Annotated in this window: 21 protein-coding genes; 1 reads left to right on the top strand and 20 read right to left on the bottom strand. The window is 28.3% G+C overall.

What is annotated here, in order from left to right; all coding sequences use genetic code 11:
- Window positions 1-4: 4 nt before the first annotated feature.
- The 16 genes from JOC62_RS02060 to JOC62_RS01985 all read right to left on the bottom strand — a co-directional run bounded on the left by JOC62_RS02060 (window position 5) and on the right by JOC62_RS01985 (window position 19,431).
- Window positions 5-1,549 carry an ABC transporter permease/substrate-binding protein gene (locus tag JOC62_RS02060; RefSeq protein WP_204593491.1) on the bottom strand — a complete coding sequence of 515 codons (1,545 nt, stop codon included), beginning with the start codon at window positions 1,547-1,549 and terminating at the stop codon, window positions 5-7.
- Between the two features lie 323 nt (window positions 1,550-1,872).
- Window positions 1,873-2,502, bottom strand: a complete 630-nt coding sequence (locus tag JOC62_RS02055; RefSeq protein WP_204593490.1) for an HAD family hydrolase — start codon at window positions 2,500-2,502, stop codon at window positions 1,873-1,875.
- A 307-nt stretch (window positions 2,503-2,809) separates the two neighbouring features.
- Window positions 2,810-4,474 carry an FAD-dependent oxidoreductase gene (locus JOC62_RS02050; RefSeq protein WP_204593489.1) on the bottom strand — a complete coding sequence of 555 codons (1,665 nt, stop codon included), beginning with the start codon at window positions 4,472-4,474 and terminating at the stop codon, window positions 2,810-2,812.
- A gap of 204 nt (window positions 4,475-4,678) precedes the next feature.
- Complete coding sequence (gene ahpC / locus JOC62_RS02045) at window positions 4,679-5,242, bottom strand: alkyl hydroperoxide reductase subunit C (RefSeq protein WP_204593488.1); 564 nt, start codon at window positions 5,240-5,242, stop codon at window positions 4,679-4,681.
- Window positions 5,243-5,505: 263 nt separating this feature from the next.
- On the bottom strand, window positions 5,506-6,300 hold the full coding sequence (locus tag JOC62_RS02040; protein WP_204593487.1) for a Tim44 domain-containing protein: 795 nt from the start codon (window positions 6,298-6,300) through the stop codon (window positions 5,506-5,508).
- Window positions 6,301-6,319: 19 nt separating this feature from the next.
- Window positions 6,320-7,315 (bottom strand): DUF4003 family protein, encoded by a 996-nt coding sequence (locus JOC62_RS02035; RefSeq protein ID WP_204593486.1) that lies wholly within the window; start codon window positions 7,313-7,315, stop codon window positions 6,320-6,322.
- 216 nt (window positions 7,316-7,531) lie between these two features.
- Window positions 7,532-8,509 carry an ABC transporter permease gene (locus JOC62_RS02030; RefSeq protein WP_204593485.1) on the bottom strand — a complete coding sequence of 326 codons (978 nt, stop codon included), beginning with the start codon at window positions 8,507-8,509 and terminating at the stop codon, window positions 7,532-7,534.
- A gap of 15 nt (window positions 8,510-8,524) precedes the next feature.
- Entirely contained in the window at window positions 8,525-9,262 is a 738-nt protein-coding gene (locus JOC62_RS02025; protein ID WP_204593484.1) for an ABC transporter permease, read from the bottom strand.
- A 9-nt stretch (window positions 9,263-9,271) separates the two neighbouring features.
- The gene (locus tag JOC62_RS02020) at window positions 9,272-10,204 is read right to left on the bottom strand and encodes an ABC transporter ATP-binding protein (RefSeq protein ID WP_204593483.1); all 933 of its coding nucleotides are present in this window, start codon (window positions 10,202-10,204) and stop codon (window positions 9,272-9,274) included.
- Between the two features lie 11 nt (window positions 10,205-10,215).
- The gene (locus tag JOC62_RS02015; RefSeq protein ID WP_204593482.1) at window positions 10,216-10,785 is read right to left on the bottom strand and encodes a TetR/AcrR family transcriptional regulator; all 570 of its coding nucleotides are present in this window, start codon (window positions 10,783-10,785) and stop codon (window positions 10,216-10,218) included.
- Window positions 10,786-10,973: 188 nt separating this feature from the next.
- The gene (locus JOC62_RS02010) at window positions 10,974-12,287 is read right to left on the bottom strand and encodes a DUF4179 domain-containing protein (protein WP_204593481.1); all 1,314 of its coding nucleotides are present in this window, start codon (window positions 12,285-12,287) and stop codon (window positions 10,974-10,976) included.
- Between the two features lie 2 nt (window positions 12,288-12,289).
- Window positions 12,290-12,832 (bottom strand): sigma-70 family RNA polymerase sigma factor, encoded by a 543-nt coding sequence (locus tag JOC62_RS02005; RefSeq protein ID WP_204593480.1) that lies wholly within the window; start codon window positions 12,830-12,832, stop codon window positions 12,290-12,292.
- Window positions 12,833-13,340: 508 nt separating this feature from the next.
- The gene (locus JOC62_RS02000; protein WP_204593479.1) at window positions 13,341-14,267 is read right to left on the bottom strand and encodes a 2-dehydropantoate 2-reductase; all 927 of its coding nucleotides are present in this window, start codon (window positions 14,265-14,267) and stop codon (window positions 13,341-13,343) included.
- Window positions 14,268-14,312: 45 nt separating this feature from the next.
- On the bottom strand, window positions 14,313-15,407 hold the full coding sequence (locus tag JOC62_RS01995; RefSeq protein ID WP_204593478.1) for a PTS sugar transporter subunit IIC: 1,095 nt from the start codon (window positions 15,405-15,407) through the stop codon (window positions 14,313-14,315).
- Window positions 15,408-16,332: 925 nt separating this feature from the next.
- Complete coding sequence (locus JOC62_RS01990; RefSeq protein WP_204593477.1) at window positions 16,333-17,010, bottom strand: fructose-6-phosphate aldolase; 678 nt, start codon at window positions 17,008-17,010, stop codon at window positions 16,333-16,335.
- Window positions 17,011-17,022: 12 nt separating this feature from the next.
- A complete protein-coding gene (locus JOC62_RS01985; RefSeq protein WP_204593476.1) occupies window positions 17,023-19,431 on the bottom strand; it encodes a glycyl radical protein in 2,409 nt (802 codons plus the stop codon).
- Between the two features lie 206 nt (window positions 19,432-19,637).
- Between JOC62_RS01985 and JOC62_RS01980 the strand changes: the two genes are divergently transcribed.
- A complete protein-coding gene (locus tag JOC62_RS01980; RefSeq protein ID WP_204593475.1) occupies window positions 19,638-20,537 on the top strand; it encodes a glycyl-radical enzyme activating protein in 900 nt (299 codons plus the stop codon).
- A 178-nt stretch (window positions 20,538-20,715) separates the two neighbouring features.
- On the opposite strand, the gene JOC62_RS01975 is transcribed toward JOC62_RS01980, so the two are convergent.
- The 4 genes from JOC62_RS01975 to JOC62_RS01960 all read right to left on the bottom strand — a co-directional run bounded on the left by JOC62_RS01975 (window position 20,716) and on the right by JOC62_RS01960 (window position 24,010).
- A complete protein-coding gene (locus tag JOC62_RS01975) occupies window positions 20,716-21,468 on the bottom strand; it encodes a DeoR/GlpR family DNA-binding transcription regulator (protein ID WP_204593555.1) in 753 nt (250 codons plus the stop codon).
- Between the two features lie 259 nt (window positions 21,469-21,727).
- Window positions 21,728-22,633, bottom strand: a complete 906-nt coding sequence (locus JOC62_RS01970; protein ID WP_204593474.1) for a GNAT family N-acetyltransferase — start codon at window positions 22,631-22,633, stop codon at window positions 21,728-21,730.
- Between the two features lie 128 nt (window positions 22,634-22,761).
- The gene (locus JOC62_RS01965) at window positions 22,762-23,034 is read right to left on the bottom strand and encodes a CD3324 family protein (RefSeq protein ID WP_204593473.1); all 273 of its coding nucleotides are present in this window, start codon (window positions 23,032-23,034) and stop codon (window positions 22,762-22,764) included.
- 229 nt (window positions 23,035-23,263) lie between these two features.
- A complete protein-coding gene (locus tag JOC62_RS01960) occupies window positions 23,264-24,010 on the bottom strand; it encodes a hypothetical protein (RefSeq protein ID WP_204593472.1) in 747 nt (248 codons plus the stop codon).
- Window positions 24,011-24,012: the final 2 nt, after the last annotated feature.

The raw sequence follows: 24,012 nt of genomic DNA, 5'->3' as shown, positions 1-24,012 counted from the left end.
CCTCCTATTTTAACAAGCCTTTTTCAGTTAAAAACTCTTTAGCAACTACCTGTGGCTCTTTCCCCTCTACTTCTATTTCATAGTTTAGTTTAGACATTTCATTATTATCTAGTTTATTATTTAATTCTAATAAAACCTCTTTTATCTCTGGATGCTTGTCTATAACTTCTTCTCTAACTACATTTCCACACATATAAGATGGATAGAAATTCTTATCATCTTGAAGTACAACTATATCAGATGTATTTAATTGACCATCTGTTGTAAATATATTCATAACATCAATATCTTTATTTTTTATGGCATTATATTTAAGTCCTATATCTAAATCAACATTTTTCTTAAATTTAAGTCCATACGCTTTACTTAAAGCATCGAATCCATCTTCTCTTTCATAAAAATCATATTCAGCTCCAAAGACTAGATTCTTAGAATATTTTGCTAAATCAGAATATGTTTTTATATTATACTTATCTGCAATCTCTTTTCTTATTGCTAAACCATAAGTATTATTAAATCCATACATTCCCACCCACTGGAATTTATAAATTTTATTATATTCTTTCTGTAATTCGTTAAACATAGATTCATTATATATACCTTTCTTATTTAAAACATTATTCCATGCTGTTCCTGTATACTCTGGATATATATCGAATTCTCCCTTTTCCATGGCTGGTTGAATATTGGATGTTCCACCTCCAACACCTTGAGTTAACTCAACCTTTAAACCTAGTTTATTTTCAATTAATCTACTCATCATCTCACCAATAATATATTGTTCAGTCATTGGTTTTGTTGCAATTTTTATAGTATCTTTTTCAGCTTTAATGTTTAATACTGAAGTAATTATAATTCCTAGTATTAATATAGAAGATATAATATATATTACTTTTCTTTTAACCTTGTATTTTTTATTATTTTTTCTATTTAAAGATTTTTCTATAATTCCAAGTATTGTGTCTAATACTAATGCAAGTACTGCAATTAATATACTACCAGCCATAGTCATAACTTCATTGTTTGTTGTAATACCTCTATATATAGCTACCCCAAGGCCACCTGCACCAATAAATGAAGCAATACCAGTTAAAGCTATTGTCATAACTACCATATTCCTTAATCCAGACATAATTACTGGAATTGATAATGGTAATTTTACCTTATACAATATTTGAAACGTAGTACTTCCCATACCTTCTGCTGCCTCAATAATGGATGGATCTATATTTTTAATTCCAGTATACGTACTTCTAACCATTGGTAGTAATCCATATATAGTTAATGCAATAATTGCCGTTGTATTCCCTATTCCTGAAAATGGAATCAAGAATCCTAATAATGAAATAGACGGTATTGTATAAATGAAATTTACTAATCCCAAAACAAAACTAGATGATTTTTCATACTGACTAATTATTACCCCTAAAATAAGTCCTAAAATTGCTGCAATAATAATAGCTGTCATTGAAATCTCTAAATGTTGAATAGTTAAGTCAATGAAAAAATCTTTTCTATCAATATACATATCTAATATTTGGTGAATCATCCTTTTCCCCCTCGTATTTAATTAATTTTGCTTAACAAATACTTTATATAATATCCCTTAATATAATCATAGATTTCATGCTCTATCATATATATCTACTTTTAATACATTGTTATGCACAACTCTTCTTAAACTTTTACACATGTAATTCACTAATCTAAAGTAAAATAACTCCTTTTCAATCATAATATTATGATAATATCACAATTTTATGATGAAATTTTGAATAATGAAAATAAATTATTTAGTAAACAAAAGAGATGCCTAAACTCTACAAGCACCTCTTCTATTAATACATTTACACTGAAAACTATATCTTTTATTTATAATTCTAATACTCTTAAAATATCTTTTGGTTCATTTAAATTATAATCTGCCTCTATTTCTGAAGTATCATAGGCACCCCATACGGCTAGTCCAAAATCCATTCCAGCAGATTTTGCTGCTTTATAATCTACAATAGTATCACCTATGTACAATGAATCTTTTGGATCTATATCTAATATCTCTACAGCTTTTAATAATGGTTCTGGATGAGGTTTATGATTATCTGTATCTTCTGCCAAAACAACACTTTTCATATATCCTTGTAATCCTGTCTTAAAGAAATCTACCTCATACTGCTCTCTCATCTTTGAGCTTGATATTCCACATAAGACTCCATTCTTATTTAAAGACTTTATAACTTCATGGAACCCCTCATATAGCTTTGCTCCATCTTTATATTCATTTACATACTTTACCCACTTATCATAAGATTTTTCTATATCTTTAAACCCTAATAATTTTAAAGTCTTTTTACCTGCATATGCTCTATATTTTAGTAAATCATCATAATCTATATCTTTTTCTAACTCCTCTTTGATTAGATTTTGCAGAGGAATTATATTCATTTCCTCTGTATCTAACATAGTTCCATCTAAATCAAATATTATACATTTATATTTTCTCATAACTTACTCCTTTTATTCCCGTTTACTCAATAGTATATCTAATCCCCATATATTATCTACATTGACTTAATTATCTTTAAGGTATTTAAACAATATATAGTATAAGCCTATCATCTAATGTTAAAAATTTCAATTAATATAAAAAAGAAGGTATTATTTTTATAACACCTTCCTTTTTACTCAAAATATATAATAAATTATTATTTACTTTTATAAAGTATTATTAAGTATATAACTTATTTACTTAATAAATCCTTCTTAAATTTTGATACTTTGGTATCAATCCTATAACTAATTTTAAACTTTCCTACTTTATAAGACTTATTATCTCATCTATCTTCTTTGCACCAAAATAAATCTTTTCATCATTTACAATTATAGCTGGTACACTCATTACTTTAAATTTATCCTTTATATCTTTAAATCCTGAAATATCAAGCATTTCAGCTTCTACATTCTTATTTTCTATAGCTATTCTTTGTGATGATACTACAACATCTGGACATAGATGACATGATAATGATACGCAAACTTTAATGTTTGTTTTCTTTTCTATACCTTTAATTTCTTCTAATATATCACTTGAAATTTGTTGCCCTGGTCCACCTAAATTGTATATAGCTAATATAAATGAATTTAGTTCATGTCCACCTGGTACTCCATGGAACTTAACTCCACTATAATTTTTATCATTATCTAAAAGTGCAACTACAGGGTACTTGTCTGCATTTATTTTATCTTGAATTTCTATATTTTCATCCTTAATATAAATCTCTGCACTTACTTTTTCTCCAAGGTCTGATATATCTAATACTAAATCTCTAAGTTCTATAGACTTAGCATTACTTTCATCTACTATAGATACAAGAGTAACTTCTTTTTCTAATCTATCTAATATACCCTTTAATTGAGTTCTTAAAGCATCATTTAAAAGTTTACTCTTTCTTGAAACATTATCTAAATTCTCATTTGTTACTACTTCCTTCTCAGCCTTTTTATGAACTATATACTCTTCATCTTTTATACCAAGTCTTTCTTTAAGTTCAATAACATATCTTTCAGCTGTAGTTGCAGCAATCGCTCCATCTGAAACAGCAGTAACTATTTGTCTTAATTGCTTTGGTCTTAAATCTCCTGCTACATAAACACCAGGTACATTAGTTTCCATATTTTCATTAGTCATTATGTATCCAAATCTGTCTAGCTCTAAAATCCCCTTAAATAAATCACTTTGAGGTGCATATCCTACAAATACAAATACTCCAAAGGCTCCATCTTCTTTTTTAGCATTATACTCAAAGGTTTTGCTAGTTACATTATCAATAAATCTAGCATAGTTAACCATTTCCTCACCTTTAACTTCAAGTACTTCTGTATTAAATTTAACTTCTATCTTAGGATGTGAAAGCACCTTATCTGCAATTGATTTAGCACATGTAAACTCTGGCTCTCTTGCAATTACTGTTACTTTAGTTGCATATTTAGTTAAGAATATCGCTTCTTCTGCTGCTGCAAAACCAGCTCCAACTACAAATACCTCTAAACCTTCAAAGAACTGTCCATCACAAGTTGAACAATATGCTACTCCTCTACCTGTAAATTCTTTTTCACCCTTAAATCCAAGCTTTCTAGGAGACGCTCCTGTAGCTACAACTATAGCTCTACCTTTTAATTCACCTTTATCTGTCTTTAAAACTTTAAGGTCACCTTTTAAGTCTACCTCTGTAACTTCAGCAGAAATAAAGTTTACTCCAAAATCCTCTGCTTGATTTCTCATCTCTTGCATAAGTTTTGGCCCATTACTATCTCTAGCCCCTGGATAATTAGATATCTCATAAGTTTTATTTACTTGACCTCCAAGCTCTTCCTTTTCTATGATTAGCGTATTTAATTTAGCTCTACCTGCATATATCCCTGTTGAAAGTCCTGCTGGCCCTCCACCTATTACTAATAAATCATATATTTTTTCCATACGTACCTCCCAAATTTCATTACATTTCATCACTTTCAAAATATCATTAAAATTTTAACTCATAGAATCTTAATGTTAATTTGAAGAAAAAGATGAATTAATATTTTAAGTAATCATATCAATTCATCTTTTCACAACTAAGTATTTAAACTAATTTTAATTATCTATTATAGTTTTATAACTAAATTTACTATTAATCTTCTATTATAGCTTTCCTACTAAATCTAAGCTTGGTGTTAATGTTTCTTCACCTGGTTGCCATTTAGCTGGACAAACTTGATCTCCGTGTTCTGCAACGAATTGAGCTGCTTGAACCTTTCTTAATAATTCATCAGCACTTCTTCCAATACCTAAATCATGTATCTCGTAAGCCTTGATTTCTCCTTCTGGATTAATAACGAATGATCCTCTTAATGCTAGACCTTCTTCTTCAATCATAACTTCAAAATCTCTTGCTAATTTTCCTGTTGGATCTGCAAGCATTGGATACTTAATCTTTCCAATTGTTTCTGAAGCATCAGCCCATGCTTTATGAACGAAATGAGTATCTGCTGATACTGAGTAAACTTCGCAGCCTATTTCCTTAAACTTTTCATAGTTATCTGCTAATTCTCCAAGTTCTGTTGGACATACAAATGTAAAGTCTGCTGGATAGAATACAAATACTGACCAGTGTCCCTTTAATGATTCTGATGTTACCTCTCTGAAATCTCCATTGTGGTATGCTTGTACTTTAAACTCTGAAACTTTTTTATTTATTAATGACATTTTAAATTCCTCCTTGATATTTATTATCAAATGATATTTCCTATCACTTATCTCTTGTAATTAATAATAATTATTATTTAGTAATTTGTCAACAACTTTTTTAAATTAATTTTTATTTTAATAAAAAAGATAGGTTATCTTAACATATAACCTATCCTTTATTGATCCCATCTTTAAGTTTTAAGATATTCTTATAACTTAATAAAACTCTCTAACCTTCAAAGCTATTAGTTTTTTAAGTCTAAAAAATCACTTTAGATTTATTATTTAATTAAATCTAGTGAATTCTCCTCTTCTATATTAAAATAACTATCTATATCTTCAATTTCATTAGGCCATTTTATCTCATCTAATACCCAGTGTTTTTCATCTCTTTTAAATCTCCAAAATTGCTCATACCTTTTATGCTTAGATTTATTCCCATCTATAATTGAATTCGTTTTTTCATTTATTGTATAATCTACCATTGAACATTTTATATTAACCCAAATCATATCTTCAAATCTATCTTTAGAATTTAATGCTCCAATAGGTATAACTTCTAATAGCTCTATATCTTTTAATATATTTTTTTCTTCCCTTACTTTCATCCATTCTGTTTTTGTTTTATGAAGTGTATAAAGTTTTTTACTCATATACTCCCTTGCTATATCTTGATTTCTTTTAGTCCAGGCCTCTTGAACAAGATAAAAGGCTGTTGTTATATCATTTGAAATATCATTGTATTCCCAACCCAAATCATATTTTTTAAACTCTTTAATAGCTGATAAAAATCCATCTTTTTTTCTCTTTAAAATTATTTTACGTTTTACTTTTTCAAAACCTCCTACAAAGGTAAAAATACCAAGTGCTCCTGATATAATCTGTGATTCTACACTCGCACCTGAAGAACCTCCTCTGCCTGATGAGCCCCCAGACCTTCCTCCAGATCCTCCTCCAGCGCCGCCACCACCACCTCCGCCTGATCCTCCCCCAGCTATTGGGAAAGCAGAAGTCGTTGGAAGAATTAAAATAACCAATATTAAAATTTTTATAATTTTCTTATAATACTTTTTCATTTAGAATTTCTCCTATCTTCTAGCTTCCTGATGATGAAGCAGCAGCTGCTCCTGCTGCTGCAGCTGCACTTGCTGCTGCTATTTCAATAGCTATTTGTATTGTTAAAGCTACATTATTAGTAGTATCTATTAATCTTTGTTTATCTGTGTCAGTTAACTTGTCAACATAATATGAAGCAACAATGCCTGTAGCTATCATATTTCTAATAGTTGAACCTAATGTAAAACTTCCAAATCCCTTTTCAGATTTTATTCTTTCATTAACTTCTCTTACTTCTTTTGCAAAAGTATTAGGATCATCTGCTATAACCGCTGCTATTCCTAAGATTGGTAATGAATAATATCTTAACGGTACTCTATTATCCCTTAGTGCTTCATCTACTTTAACAATCCTACTAACTTTTTCATCCACACTTCCACTAAATAGAGGTAATATATGTGATAAACTTTGTGTATTATTGCCTATTCCAAATCCATTATCTCTTAAAGCTTTATAACATTCTTCTATTTCATTTAAAGTTAATTCCATATTTCCAGAAGTCGTTGCAATCATAGCTGCAGCTGATATATCTTCTTGACCTGTTAAAAATCTATGATTCTTTTTCATGTAATCATAAACCATTCTAGTATTTCTTACTGCCTCATCAATATTCACTCTATATCTTGCATTAAATATTACGATAGAAGATAAAATTAAATACTGATTTGTAAAGAAATGATTTTTTAACCTTTCATTAATAGTCATAAGTTCTTTAAAGCTACCTTCCATATCACTTTCAAGAGATATGGTAATTGCAGTAGTTAACAGATTATTTCCTCTAAAGTTTGATAACATAGATGTATTATCCTTAATAATTTTTATAGCATCATTAATTCTAGTAGCATCTGCATTTTTACCCTTTAATGTTAATGATAAAGCATTACACTTTCTAAAAGAATTCCCTGTAAATATTCCGCCTGCATTATCTAGCTCCATGCTATTATTTACTAATAATTGAACCTTCTCATAATTCATAATAAACACCCCTTAAAAGTTTTAATTAAATATATTATATAGTATATTATACCTTATTTCAAGTTTTTTAATACATTAATTCTAAAAAATGTTAATATTATTAAATCTTGCAATATATTATACTCATAATATTTACTTTAGCATTTCTGAAAATAAAAAAGATTAATTAAGAATTTAGATTTAACCAATCCTTAATTAATCATTTTTTCTTTTTATCTAAATGAATTCTCCATTTTCATATTGCTTTTTCCCAAGAAATATACTAAATCCAATAAATAAAACTATTATTACTAACAAAAATGCTAAGTCATTATTATTAAAATTATTAGCTAAATCAATTAATCTTTTTTGAGGTAACAAACCTCTTAAAAACTCCATTACATTATTGCTATCTACAATATTTACAATACATCCTCCTAAAAGGCATGTAATCATAGCTATTGCAGAACCACCCATTGTTACAGCTACTTTATTTTTGCAAAGAGTAGAAATTAATATAGCAAAACTACTACTTAATATTCCAACTAATACTATTAATAAAGACATTAACCCATAGCTAATACTTAATTCAACATTTAATACATTTAGTACAAGTAATGTTAATATTACTGTAGGTAGTGTTAGCGCTAACATTGAATACAAAATTTGTCCTATCATATACTGAAAATAAGAAAGTTTTCCATGAAGTACCCTTACATAAATACCATTTTCTCTATCTGTTAGGAAATTATCCATAACCATTAAAGAACCAAAGAATAAGAACATTATTAAGAACCCTATTATTTTTCCTTCAACAGTTTGGCTCTCCTCACTTCCCTCATAAACTTCACCTCTTAAACTAGCTTCTAATGATAGTTTAATCTCTTCATTTCCATAACTAATTACTTTTGGATCACCACTTCTAAAATCTATTTCAGCTAAATAAACTCCTTTTATAAGATCCGTAGTAGTTGGTTCTTTATCCAAAAATACTGGATTTATATTTGAATTCTCTTCCATTGATTCTTTCATCATAGTCTCTTGCTTAACATCAGCTCCAACTATTGCAAGTTTACCTTTTATATCGTCAATTTGACCAAAATAAATCCCAAAATAAACTACAATTGGTAATATTATAATTACTATAAATAATATAATCTTTTCTTTAATAATTCTATGCAAATTATTTTTAACTACTAATAATATATTTCTCATTTAATTTCTCCCTTTCTATAAATATTTTTCACTTTTAAATGTTCTAGTGCAAATCCCTATAAATATTATTGCTAAAACTATATTTACACCTATTGTTATAAAAAGTAAGAAATTATTATTATCATAAATACTATTTAGTAATCCATCCATTAACCATTTTACTGGTGATATCTTTGATAAAGCTGCTGGGAATTCTCCTAATGATTCTAAAGAAATGAAAGCTCCCCCAAGTACACATAAAAAGATTTGTAACATATTAAAAATCATATTAATAGGTCCAACATCATCTAATATTGTGCATAATAGAATACCTAATGCATTTGACATAAGTGATAAAGCAACAAAGGATAGAAAGATTATAAACTCATTTCCATTATAATTTATACTAAATAATACTTTAAAAAGTATCATTGATACTCCAGCTCCTACTCCGCTAAATATTGTTCCAGTAATTATTTGAGATAAATATATACCTATATTACTAATTGGAGTAAATATTAGTCTTAAATTACCTTCCTTTATAGGTTTGTCCATAAAGTTATATACACTCGCAAGTCCTGCCCCTGAGAATATGAATATCATCATGCTAATTGAATAATACTGATATGACGTTACTTCTCCCCCAAAGTTATTTTGGGTTAAATACCCTATTATTGAAGTCAATAGCACTGGATAAATAAAGTATGTCAATATCATAACTGGAGTCTTGACCATTAATTTAAATTCAAACTTCACCATATTAAGTAAATTCATAACGTCCTCCTAATCTCTTAAAGTTCTACCTGTTAGATTCAGGAAGACAGTTTCTAAATTTTGCTCTTCAGTAACTATATTTTTTATTTTTACATCATTCTCTATAAGCTTTAAAATTATTTTATCTAGGTTATTAGACTCCTTTAAGGTACTTACCCTTAAACATTCTTTACACTCTACCTTTTCTACTCCTTTAACTGATAGTAATATGCCCTTATCTATTTCCTCTACATCAGTTGCAGAAATGTTATAAACAACCTGTTCTTCCATTTGACCTTTTAATTCTTCTAATGTTCCTTCTGCTATAATTTGCCCATTATCAATTATTAAAGCCCTATCACTTATTGCCTCTACTTCCTCCATATAGTGAGTAGTATAGATTATAGTTGTTCCACTCTTTCTTAATTCTTTAATTGATTCTAAAATATGATTTCTTGATTGTGGATCTATCCCAACTGTAGGCTCATCTAAAATTAGTAGCTCAGGATTATGCGCTAAAGCACAAGCTATATTTAACCTTCTCTTCATTCCTCCAGAATACGTCTTAGGTAAATCATTAGCTCTATCTAAAAGTCCAACCATCTCTAATGCTTTCTCAGATTGAGTTTTTAGCTTCTCTCCTTTTAATCCATAAAAACTTCCAAAGTATTTTACATTTTCTAAAGCAGATAAATTTTCAAATATAGCTAAGCTTTGAGGAACTATTCCTAACTTGCTTTTATATTCTTTTTTATTTTTCAATATATCTCTTCCCATAAATTTCATTTCACCATCTGAGGCCCTAAGAGCTGTAGAAAGTATATTTATTGTAGTACTCTTTCCTGCTCCATTTGGCCCTAAGAACCCTAAAATTTCTCCCTTATTTACAGAAAATGAAATTCCTTTAACAACCTCGTTATGACCATACTTTTTCTTTAAATTGCTAACCTCTAATATCTTCATAAATTTCCCCTTTATATTTTTCTACATTTCATACCATTGACTATATCTTCACAGGTATCCTTTAACATCTCAATAATTTTTTCATCTGTTAGTTCTGAGGCAAAAGCTTCATTTGTAGCCATTATTGATAATCCAACTTGAAAAGCTTCTAACTTAGTTAAAAGCATTTTAAGTTCTTCTTCTGAAAAATTTTTAAGTTCTGGGTCCTTTTTCATTTCATCAATAATTATTGGCATCATATTTTCATTATAGATTTCTAAATAACTACTTTCTTTTAATAAAAGCTCCTTAAAAATTGTGCTATAATTCTTAGCAAATTTTATACTAGCTATCCCTATATCAAAAAATGCATCTCCCGTATTTTGTTCTACTATCATATCAGTACTAATTTCTTGTACTTTTGAAATTACAGCCATTTTCAATTCATCTAATTCGTTAAAGTTTACATATATAGGTGCAATTGAGCTTTTTAACTTTGAAGCAACTTTTCTTATAGTTATACTATCCATACCTTCCTCTCTAGCAATTTCAAATGCAGCATCTATAATTTGTTCTTTAGAAAATTTGTTTTTTGGTGGCATTTTTATTACCTCTTTTCTTATGGTATATTATATATCTAACGATACATATCGCCTGATATATATAATTTTACATTATACTTACATATATTGTAAATATATTTTTTTATTATTTTCACTTTATAGCTTTTACACAAAAAAAACCGTACCTATATATGGTACGGTTTTTAATTACAATTTATTATAATAATCTACTTTACTTTTATTATCTGAGGACTTTTATAATTGTCTAATGGAAGTCCATGATCTCCATAATTAAGTTCTATATTTTTCTTTTTATCTACCCCATCAAATATGGCAACATAACCATCATCCAATTTTGATATAGTATAGCTATTACGATACCTATTAAAGTTTTTCTCATATTCATTATCATAAGTAGCTAAAGCTACTCCATTAAATATAGCTAATGGTTCATACTCACTTTTAAAATAAAATTTAAGTTTATCCCCTTGCCACTGAATTTTATAAAATTCACCTTTTAATCCATTCTGTGATGTTATCATCTTAGGATATTTAATATTACCTTGCTGTCCATTTTCAATCTTAACTGTATCATCATTGCCTGTCCATTCTAATGATTCCTTAGTATCAGATAAAATAACATTTATAGATTTAGCATTCCTTATAACATCGGCTGTTAACTCTGGGAAGTCCATATTATCACCGTATGTTATAGTATATATCTTTCCATCTACTTCTATATAATATTTTGGTCCCCATGAATCATAAATATACCTTATATCTTCACCTGAAAAAGTAAGTTCACTTCCCATTGCATTTGATTCTAAACTCTTAATTTTTGTTTTATCATTAATTGATTTATTTATCACTATATTATATTTATCCTTAAACGCTGAAGAGAAATCCACTTTTGCATCAAAATTTAAATCTAATTCAACTTCTTTAAAATCCTCAGATAACTTTTGTATATTAAGTGTCAAATCTCCTTGCTTAGGATAAGTATCTCCATTTAAGTCTTCTGTGTAATTTAATATCATAGTATAATCATTAAGATAATAGCTATCTTCACTTGAAGAACTAGAAATTCCTGCTTTTCTTTTATCCATATTTACTCTTAACATAAAATTATCTTGTTTTGCTTTTTTCTTTAAAGGCTCCTTGCTTTCAATCTTAACTACTGCCTGCAATTTATTGGGTATAGAAATAATATTTTCTATAGTAACTTTATATCCATTACTCTCCTTTGATTGACCAATATAATTTGTATATTTTTCATATCCTTTAAATAATCCTAATTGCTTATAAATATTATTTAATACAGGTATGTTTGAAGCAACAGCTGGAGTACTTATTACGCCTACTAGAATAACTACTACTGCACTTGCTACTATCTTTCTTTTGATGTTTCCTCTTTTTCTAAGTTTCCTTTTAACATTCTTTTTTGTTCTTTTAATTTCTACTTCTGATATGTTTATCTCTGATAACTCTATATCCTCTATAGTTTCACTATCTAAATTATCTAATATATCCTTTGGATTCATAATTAGCACCCCTTATTTACTAGCTTTTCTCTAAGCTTTTTTCTACCCCTAAATACTTTTAGATTAATTAACTTCTCTGATATTCCAAGATACTTACTAATAACTTTAGTATCTTCATCTAAATAAAATTTTCTTAAGAATATCTCCTTATCTATTGCTTTCATATTATTAATTTCATTTCTTACTTTTACTAGATTATCTTTATGACCCAGTTCATCATCTAAGGTTCTTGTACTACCAAGTTCAACTGATGATATATCCACCTTATCTGGTTCACGTACTTCTTTTCTTAATAAATCTATAGCTGTATACTTAGCTATTACCATAATCCATTTTACGAATTGTGCATTCTCCTTATTGAAATATTTAGTATTATCCCATATCTTTAGAAATACATCATTCATGCACTCTTCAGTTAATTCTCTATTTTGTAATACGCCATATGAAACCTTAAATATAAGATTTGAGTAGTTATCAATTAAATAATCTAAAGCTTTAGGATTTTTATTCTTTAAACCCCTTATAAAATTTTCTTTGTTAACCATAGCCTTCCCCCTGCTAGTTTTGAAAGTACTTTCTTTTCACTAATTAGTCGTACGGTATATATTAAATATTTCATTTATTTATAAAAGAAATGCTTGGAAATTTAAAAATATTTTTAAGTGCACATTTATAGTAGCAATAACTTAATAAACTTACAATGTAAAAATAGCACCTAGAATGATTTATTAATATACTCATTCTAAGTGCTACATCTAATACTTTTTAATATTCATATTTTAACTTTCGAAGTAATTTCAGATATAATTATTTGATTATATCGTATTTTTTCTAATTTTAATTCTTCATTTCCAATAAAGTAAGTCTCAATAGAGTGCCAAATAAATACCCAATAAGATACTCTTCTAACTCAATTGAAAGATTAAAATCATCGGCAGCATAAAAAGAGCAAGATTATATTAAATGTTGCTCTAAAAATATTATAAATATCATAAGTAACAGTATTAAAGTAAAGTCATTTGGTATTAAAGAAACAATATCTTATTCTTAATATTAAACAAGTAAATCTTCTTTTGCATGAATAAAACTAGTAATTAGATCATTATATGGAGCTGATATTCCTAACTCTTTTGCTTTTCTTGAAACATATCCGTTAATATAGTCAATTTCTGTACGACGGTGATGCTGAATTAAATCTTGGTGCATTGATGGGTAATGCTCACCAGCTTGACTTGGATCATATATTGCTTCTATTCCCTTTGCAGTTTCTTCAACATCTAATGTTACTCCATAGTGTTTTGCTACTTCTGAGAATTCAGTAATAATTCTACGAATTATATTTGAAGTCTCACCTAAGCTTCCAAATTGTCTTATATTGCAATCTAAAAGTGTGCAACAACTATTTAAAGTACCATTAACGCAAGCTTTACGCCAAATTGAGAATACAACATTTTCACTATAATGAGCTTTTAAACCAGCTTCACTTAACACATCACAGATTTCTTTAGCTTCATCAGTCATACTTGAATCAATATTTTGAACTTCTAAGCTACCATCACCAGTTAATGTAACATGTCCAGGCCCAACTAATCCTGCTGTCCATAAAGTTACTCCCATGAATATATTCTTCTTATTTACATATTTAGCAACTGTTTCTTCATGTCCTAATCCATTTAATAAGCATAATACTTTAGTATTTGGACCTAATATATTTTTAATAGAAGTTAACATTGCTTCTAACCCCATTGATTTAGTAAATAGTATAACTAAATCTGGAACTTCTGTTGCATCCTTTGGTAGAACAGCTGGAATTTTTACATTTTTGCTTGTTCCATTTTCATCAATTCTCAATCCACTTTCATTGATAGCCTTTACGTGATCTTCCCAACCATCAATTAATAATACATCATTTCCTTTTTCATGTAACATATAACCATAACGTGAGCCCATTGCGCCGGCTCCAGCAATTGCGATTTTCATTAGTTATTCACACTCCAATTCATTAGTTTTGTATAAATTTTTTCATTAGCTTTGTATAAATTTAAAAATTTCATCTGTATATAAATGTAGAACTTTTCTGCAAACTAGATCAATTATAAATCCACCTACAAATGGGATAACGATGAAAGCTACGATAGCGCTAATGATAGCACCTGCTGCTCCAGCTGCTGCATTAACAGAAGCAATTGGACCAACTAAACCAACTAGACCAAATCCAGCACTACTTGGTGTTCCAAGAATATTGAACATATATGCTCCAATTCCTCCTAAAATAGCATTAGCAACAACTGGAATAGCTAATCTTGGATACTCTACTAAGTTTGGCATCATCATTTTCATTGCTCCTAATAATACAGCTAAAGTAACTCCACTTTGGTTTACTCTTCTAGAACCAATAACTAATATAGCTGTACACGCAGCAACACCAATTGCTGCAGAACCTGCTCCTAATCCAGTAACTCCGATAGCAATACCAATAGCTACTGTTGAGATTGGAGAAATAATTAAAATTGAGAATGAAACGCTAATTAAAATAGCCATTAATAATGGTTGTAAAGTAGTAAACGTATTAATTAAGTTACCTATATAAACAGTAATTTGCTTTACATAAGGAAGCATGAATAATCCAATCGCACCTACGCCTGCACCTACTATAATTGGTAAAAGTAAAACTGTTAATGACCCTAATCTATCTCCAATTAAACGAATAACATATACTGCTAAAAAGGAAACTAGCATAACATTTATTAAATCACCAATTCCCACCATTTGCACTCCTGCTTCAGTAACTTTATAAGCTCCTGAACCTAAAAATGCTGCGGCTCCAACAATAATTGATTGCATAGGATTAAATTTAAATTGTAATGCTATTAAAACCCCAACCATTACTGGAACAAGGAATTGCATAATATTTACAACGTTATAAAGGTCTCCAAAGATTGGATAACTTCCTCTTAACGCTTTAAAGATCTCTCCTAAAATTGCGTTTGGTATTAATCCAACAACAATTCCTGTAGCAGTTCCAGCTAAAACTTTATTTAGATAATCTTTGGGAGTTAATCTGTCAGCCTTTTCTACTTCATTATCTTTTTTCTTCTCAGATGTACTCTTCTGTGACATTTTTTCGCCTTCTTTCTTTTGTTGAATATTTCAATCAATATCTATTTGATGATAAAATAAATACTAACTAAATAGCTAATTTTTACTGAAATTAACTATGCTATAATATAAGGTAAAATTAAAGATTACTTATATATAAGTATTTCAAAAAGGTTATTAAAATATAAATAAATATTATAGAAAAGTAGATTTACTGTTTTATTTATGTACTCTATCTTGTTAAAAAAATATCTATTATATATAAAAAAAATGATACCTGTTTAAATAAATATAAAATCTATTTTTTTTTGTTCTTCTTTAAATAATATTTGCTTTTTCCTTAGTTAATATTCTCTACATATTTTATTAAACCACCCAGAACTATTTATTTTCAATTAGGTGATATACAATAAATATGCTTATCGATTTTATCTACATCATTGCAATTATTTAATTTATATAACTCTTTTACTTTTCTATCAATACAGTATAAATATACACACGAAATAATTACTTAATATTTTAATGTTAAATTTTCTACAATTATAAATATAATTATCCCATAGTTATTTATAATTTATAAAACGCCTTAGAAAATCTTGTTAACTATTACCTAATGATTAAACATATTTCCTGCAAACGCTAGCCCTTATATATATTAATTTCACATTACGTCATTTGTCAATAAATTTGTCGAAAAAACTTTATAAAAATTTCATTCTTTATATATATTTTTACATTTTTATTAATTTATATATAAAATTTTTGTAATATTTTTACTCATATAAATATTTTATACTCCCCATATAAATTATTACTTCAATCTACTTAGCATAAATTACGTGGCTGTAATTTAATGAATAATAAAAAAGAGATAATAAATATTTAAATTTATTATCTCTTTGATAGTAAAAAAAGGTAAGTTTCCTTACCCTCTTTACTATCTTTAAATATTCTTCATTGTTTTATTTTCACCACATAATTTTTCAAAGTCTTTAGTGAAAACATCCACTGCACAAGTAACAGCATCATTTTTTAATAACCCTTCAATAACATCAGGACTTACTGTTGAAGCCCCTACTCCATATTTAGCTAATTCTAATACTTGTTTAGAGTTTTTAAAACTAGCTCCTAATACTTCACATTTCAATCCATTATTTTTAAAGATATCATGAATTTCTTTTGCAACTTCAATACCATCAAAACCTAAATTATCAATTCTATTAATGTATGGTGCTGCATAATCAGCTCCTGCCTTTCCTGCTAGATACGCTTGCATAGAAGTATATATAGCTGTTGCTGTAACATTAATCCCTTTAGCTTTTAATGCTTTAATTGCTTTTAGACCTTCTCTAGTAACAGGTACTTTAATAAATGTATTATTACCTAATTCTTTTAATATACGGTCTGCCTCTTCTAGCATATCTTCTGCTTTTTTAGATATAACTTGAACATGAAGCTCTGCATCCTTACCAATAAATTCACGTATCTCTTTTAATACTTCAAATGGATTTCTTCCTGCCTTTGATAATATAGTTGGGTTTGAAGTTACACCATCTACTGGGAAATACTCATATATATTTTTAATTAATTCAATATTTGCATCATCAATAATAAATTTCATAGCTTTATCTCCTTATAATGTTTGTTCTGTTCTTTCAATAATATCATCTTGTGTTTGCTTTGATAGCACATTAAAGAATGCAGAATATCCAGCTACACGAACAATTAAATCACGGTATTTTTCAGGATTCGCTTGAGCATCTAATAAGGTATCCCTAGAAACTACGTTATATTGTACATGGAATCCTTCTAATCTATTAAAGAATGTTCTAATTAACATTGCTAATTTAATCTTATTCTCTTCTGTGGATAACATAGCAGGAGTAACCTTTTGATTTAACAATACTCCCCCTGTAATTTCACGAGTTGGCAATTTAGAAACTGTCTTAAATACAGCTGTTGGTCCATTTTGATCCATTGCATGTGATGGTGAACATCCTTCAGCAAGAGGTGTTCCAGCATTACGTCCATCTGGAGTTGCTAAAGTACCTTTCCCCTGACCTACATTTGCTGATATTGATGAAGTTCCTGCATATCTAACTCCACCAATTGGTCCTCTTCCGTATCTTGTATTTGGATACTTTTTAACCTCATCTATATAAGTGTTGTAAGCATCAACAACTAGCTTATCTACATAATCATCATCATTACCATATTTAGGAGCATCCTCAATCAATGTTTTTTGAATCATTTTACCTTTGTCACTTGCAAAGTCCTCCATTAAAGCATTCCATAACTCTGTTGTAGAAATTTTCTTTTCTTCAAATACTAACTTTTTAATTGCAGCAAGGGAATCAGCTAAGTTTGCAATACCCACTTGTAATCCTGAGATAAAGTCATATATAGCTCCACCTTCTTTTAGAGGCTTACCTCTACCAATACAATCATCAGTTAAAGCACTACATAGCACATCTGGTACATCATCTTCTAAAACTAAATCACAGCAATTTTCAATAATAACACTATGCTTAGTAAATTCACGGATAGTTATATCCCACGCTTCTTTTAACTCTTCATAACTTGCCATATTATCAAAATGTGTTAATCCTTCAACTAGTTTAGTTTTGCTAGCAGGATCAACCCCTTCATTCATTGCAATTAATAATGTCTTAGGGAAATTTATAAAACTCATACCTGTGCAACGATATCCCCATTTACCAGGAACAGCAACTTCAACACAACCAATTGCACTATAGTTATAAGCATCTTCTTCTGTAACACCTTTCTCAATAAATGAAGGAATAATAACTTCATCTGAATTAAAGGCAGGCATTCCAGTTCCTAATTTAAGAACTTCAATTGCTTCATTCATAAATTTATCATCTAACCCTTTATGATATCTAACAGTTAGGTTAGGCTGAGGTAATTTTGTTTGAGCAACAGATTTTAAAATTAAATAAGATAATTTATTAACTGCATCTTTTTTATCTATAGTTTGTCCACCAACAGTAACATTTTGATATAAAGGTGATCCAGCACTAAATTGTGTATGAGACCAACTTCTTACTTTATTGATTGTGAATGTTTTAAGCCATAAATTTGTTAATAACTCAACAGCTTTATCTTCAGTAATATTTCCACTTTCTAAATCTTTTTCTAAATATGGATATAAATATTGATCCATTCTACCATATGATAATGAATGTCCATTAGATTCAATTTGAAGAATTAAATGCACAAACCACATTGATTGAACTGCTTCATAGAAGCTGCCTGATGGTTCATATGGAACTTTATCCATTATTCTAGCAATTTCTATTAATTCCATTTTTCTAGTTTCATCATTTTCTTTTTCTGCCATATCTTTTGCTAAATTAGAATATCTTTTAGCAAAAGTTTTAATTGCATCCATTACAATTAGTATTGCTTCATAGAAATGATATTTTTTTATATTATGGAAGTCAGTAAGGTCTAGCGCATCTATTGCAGCAATAGTCCTTTCCTCATATTCCTTTAATCCATTTTTCATAATGCGTCCATAATCAACTGCAATATGGGCGTCACCACTAGTAATATTTCCCTCAGCTTTAATAATTCCTAAATCATATAATACCCTACTACTTGGAGGAATATTTGCTAAACCTTTATCAAGAGTTGTGTTATGTTCCCAATATGGAGCTATATTTCTAAGTTCTTCTTTAGTCTCTTCATCAATATAGAAAACATCACCATCTCTTTTTTCAAACTCATCTAACTCTCTGACTACCCAATCCATAGCATATTCAGGGAAAATAGGAGCTGCTCTATTAGCTTTTGCTTGGTTACCAACAATTAATGTTTGCTTTTCAATAAAGATAGGCATCTTCTCTAAAATGTTTTTAAGCATGTATGCTCTTTTCACGATTATTGGCTTATCTGCGTGTTCTCTATAAGCCTCAGTAGTAAGAATTGCTCTTGTAGCATCAACTGATGCTTTAGTTTCTAATAATTCTTCTCTAAAATCATACATTCTATTAGTTAATAATCCAAAATGATTTTTCATTCTTTCTCCTCCTTAAGGGAAATATATTATTTAAGTTTCATTCATAAGTTCATTTCCTTTCGTCTATAATTACATACTATCATATTAAGTATTATTGTCAATATTTTATTTCATAAAGAATATAAAAAAGTTTCATTTGAAACAATTTTATTTACTTTGATAACCTATAATGCTATTATATAAATATAATAAGGGGAGGAAGTAATATGAAAGATAAAGGTATAATATTTAATATTCAAAAATTTAGTATTCATGACGGTCCTGGAATAAGAACTACTGTATTTTTTAAAGGGTGTCCTTTAAGATGCAAATGGTGTTCTAACCCTGAATCACAGCTAGATAGTATTCAAATACTATGGGATCAATCAAAATGTTCAAGATGTAAGACATGTATTAGTACTTGTAACCAAAATGCTATTAGCATAATTGATAATAGAATCACTATTGATGATAAAAAATGTATAGGATGTTTACAATGTATCGCAAATTGTCCTAATGATGCTCTTAAAAATGAAGGTGAATATAAAGAAATTGAAGAAATTCTTGATAAATGTCTTAAAGACAAAGATTTCTATGAGGAATCAAATGGAGGTGTAACAATTTCAGGTGGTGAAGGAATGAGCCAACCAGCCTTCCTAAAGGAGCTAGTTGCAGCTTTAAAAAAAGAAAATATAAATGTTGCAATTGAAACAACTGGATACATTGATCATGAAGTGTTTAAAGAACTCTCTATTTTGTTTGACCTACTACTATTTGATGTTAAGCATTATGATAGTAATAAACATTTTGAAGGTACCGGTGTTTATAATGATTTGATTACTCAAAACTTGAAATGGGCAATTGAAAATGAAATAAATGTTTTGCCAAGAATTCCAGTTATACCTGATTTTAATAATTCTTTAGAAGATGCTAGTGGAATAGCAGATTTATTAAAAGATGTTGGTGCAGAACGTGTGCAACTTCTTCCATTCCACCAATTTGGTGAAAAAAAATATGATATGTTAAATAAAGTATACACTCTAAAAGATACAAAAGCTTTGCACCCTGAAGATTTAAAGAATTATCAAGAAGTATTTATTAATAAAGGATTTAATTGCTTCTTCTAATAAAGCAGGGGCCACCTCATAACTACAATTTAGTAAATTATATGAATAGCTACGAACAAAAATTTAACCAGTAGAATGAATATTTCTACTGGTTTTATTATTAAACTTGTACTGATTGCTTAATATTCTATAAGTATAAGTTCTATTTTAGGCACTGGCTATTTTAATACAGTCCCTTTTAATATTCTACTTTTTTTACTTCTATATTTTTACTAGACAAATAATCTTCATATTCTTTAGGTATATTTACATCCGTTACAACAGAACTAATCTCATCAGTTTCAATTAAATTAACAACACCCTTTTGAGAAAATTTAGTTGACTCAGTAACAATGATTACATGATTAGCTTGTTTTGCCATATCACGTACGGTTTCACTTCTCATATAATCCTTGCCTGTAAATCCTGATGCTTCTGAAAACCCATCAGTTCCAATAAATAATTTATCTACAAAGAAAGATTCTACACATTTTCTAGTAATAGGCCCAACCATTACTTGAGACTCATTTTGATATTCTCCACCTAACAAAATAATTCTTGTATTGGATTCTTTTCTTATATATTCAGCGATAAAAGCTGAATTTGTAATGATGGTAATATCTTTTTTTGTTCTTGCTATTTCAAGGGCAACTAATGCACAGCAAGACCCTGATTCTATCATAACAGTTTCTCCATCCATTACTGACTCAGTAGCGACTGTTGCAATCCTTCTTTTAATATCATAGTGATAAGCTAAACGATTATTAATATCATCACTTGAATTTAATGTTGCAAAACCATGCTCTCTAATAATAAGACCTTTATTTTCTAATTGTATTAAATCTTTACGAATAGTTACTTGAGACACATTTAATAACTCAGATAACTTAGTAACTTCTATTTTTTTATTCTCTGTTAATAACTCTAAAATTTTAGTATGTCTATCTAACATCTTAGCCATATATCAATTCACCACTCTTTTCATTAATACAATATCATACAATTATTTCGATTGCAATTTAAATAGCTTTCGTTTATTATTATTTACTCCAAAAACGAAAGCTATTCTAATCTTATTTATAATACTAAGTTTATTAACAGATATATTTGCAAAAAATCACTCTATATTTTTTTATTATTTCTATAATTATTTATTAATTTAAATTCATTTAGTCTCATACAATACACTAATTTTCTATCTCTTTCGTTAGCTATATCTCTTCTCCATCTCTCATATAACTTCTTGTAATACCTCTATTGGTAAATCCATTTCTGTCATAAAACCTTTGGGCACTTATATTATTTTTTGCTGTATCTAAATCCATTCTAGTAAACCCATTGTCTATTAAGTCTTTAGAAATTACTCTAATAAATTTACCTCCAAGACCTTTGCTTCTATGATTATCATCTATCCATATAACATTCACGTAGGCAGTATTTATTTTATTTAAATATAAGATTTTAACTTCTCCTACTTTTTCATTCTTATAGACTAAATCAATAATCTCTTTATTATATTTACTTACCCCATTCTTAATTAACTTAATATCTTTATAAGCGGAGGCATCGCATAAATAAGAAGAATCTTCACCTATTTCTGTTAAATCAATACTATAATATATATTTTCATGTTCAATATGATATCCATACTCTTTAAGTAAATCTGCAATATAGATTTTACTTTCATGAAGCTTACCATGACGTGCATTACAGCTTAATCCTAAACTATGATTAAAAGCAAAGTAGCTGTCAAATTTATTATTACTAAAATTCTCTTGAGCCTTTTTTATTAATAAATTACCTGCATCAGCTCTGCCTTCATTGAAATAAATATTTCTTATTATACCTATATTAGGCGAATAAAGTTTCTCACCAGTAGTATCAAAATATATATGAGGCTGTCCAAACTGAATAAACCCTAGAACTTCCTTATCTTCCTCTACTAAGTAAGTTTCTATATAATCAAACATTTTTTCACCTTCATAACTATCTTCAAAGAAACAAGTTTTTAAACCTTCTATATCAACTTGATAGAAATACGGAATATCCTTTGAAATCTCTTTCCAATAATTAAATATCTTATAAAAGTTACTTCTATTAACAATTATAATTTTCATATCTTCCCTCTCCCATCTAATACCTATTAATATCATATTTTAAATTTATCCTTTTATAAACCTATTACTTTTTTCTGAAATAAAAATAAGCCATAAACTATATAAATAGTCTATGACTTGTTTAATCTTTATTTAGATTTCTCTTTTAATATTATTCTATCTATACTCTTTTTTGATAAAAAATACTTTTCTGCAAGGGCTATTCTACTAGCTCCACTTTTATATTCATCATAAATTTTTAAATCTCTTAATTTAATTTCACTTCGTATATTAGTTGTCTCTCCCCAAGCTTTTCTATTATTCTCTTTCTTTGGGATGTATATATACTCACCTTGTACATACTGCTGAATAAGTTCCATGACTTCTATTGGAAGTATGTCTTTTGCTGTTTTATAGCACATAATGCTCCTCCTAAATTTTTAGATTCTATTTAGGGTTAGCAAAGGCTATTATATTACTTTTATTATAATGCAATAGCCTTGCTATGCATTAATACCAGGTCTTGCCATAAGAAAATCCCCCTTATTTTACAATATAATCATTATTTTATATATAATTTATTTAAAATACAAGTCGATTTTAGTTTATAATTTATTTAAAATCTGATAGTTATTATCTATTTCTATAACATTAATCCCATTTTTTCTCTTTAATAAAACTCATCATATAATCCTTATTTTCATTTAATTGAGGTATTCTATTAACATTTGCTCCAGATGGATGTGGAAATCCTTTAAGAATTTGATTTTCATTTATGATTCCCTCTTCTTCTAATTTACATAAAACTTCTTCTACTGCCCTACCTAGTGGTATTAATAATATATCTTCAAAATTATCTAAGCTTCTAAGTTCATTAATAAAATTCTCACGAACATATTTCATTAAAAAATCACTTTTAATTAACGTTGGAGTATGTCCTGAGTAATTTTGTTTTTTAACAAAAACAGAATACGGAATTAAAGATACTGTATGTAATAAATAGTCCTTTTCAGCAAATAATTCACTACAACTATCTATATTCAACACTTTATTAAGTTCTATCTCATCTAACATACTTATTATATTCTTTCTTAAAGATCCACTAAAACGTCCTGCAACTTTACACTTATACTGAATTGATTCAATATCATCGCTTACTTCTAACTCTTTTCTTGCAGTAGCAATTGCTGTACTCATTTGTTGAAAACCTGGAGTTATTCCAATTATAAACACTTTAGCTTTTTTATTAATATACTCATTATGTGGAGCGTAATATATTTCTATATTATCTTTTTTATCAATTAAGAAATCTTCTATTAATAATTCTTCTTTTGTATATTTATCTTTCAGAGGTAACTTTTTAATTATCTCTTTATAATCATATAATGTCTTTTTCATAC

Source organism: Clostridium sardiniense (assembly GCF_016907995.1).
GTDB classification, from domain to species: domain Bacteria; phylum Bacillota; class Clostridia; order Clostridiales; family Clostridiaceae; genus Clostridium; species Clostridium sardiniense.
The sequence above is the reverse complement of the archived record's forward strand: the minus strand, read 5'-3'. Positions and strand labels throughout refer to the sequence as shown.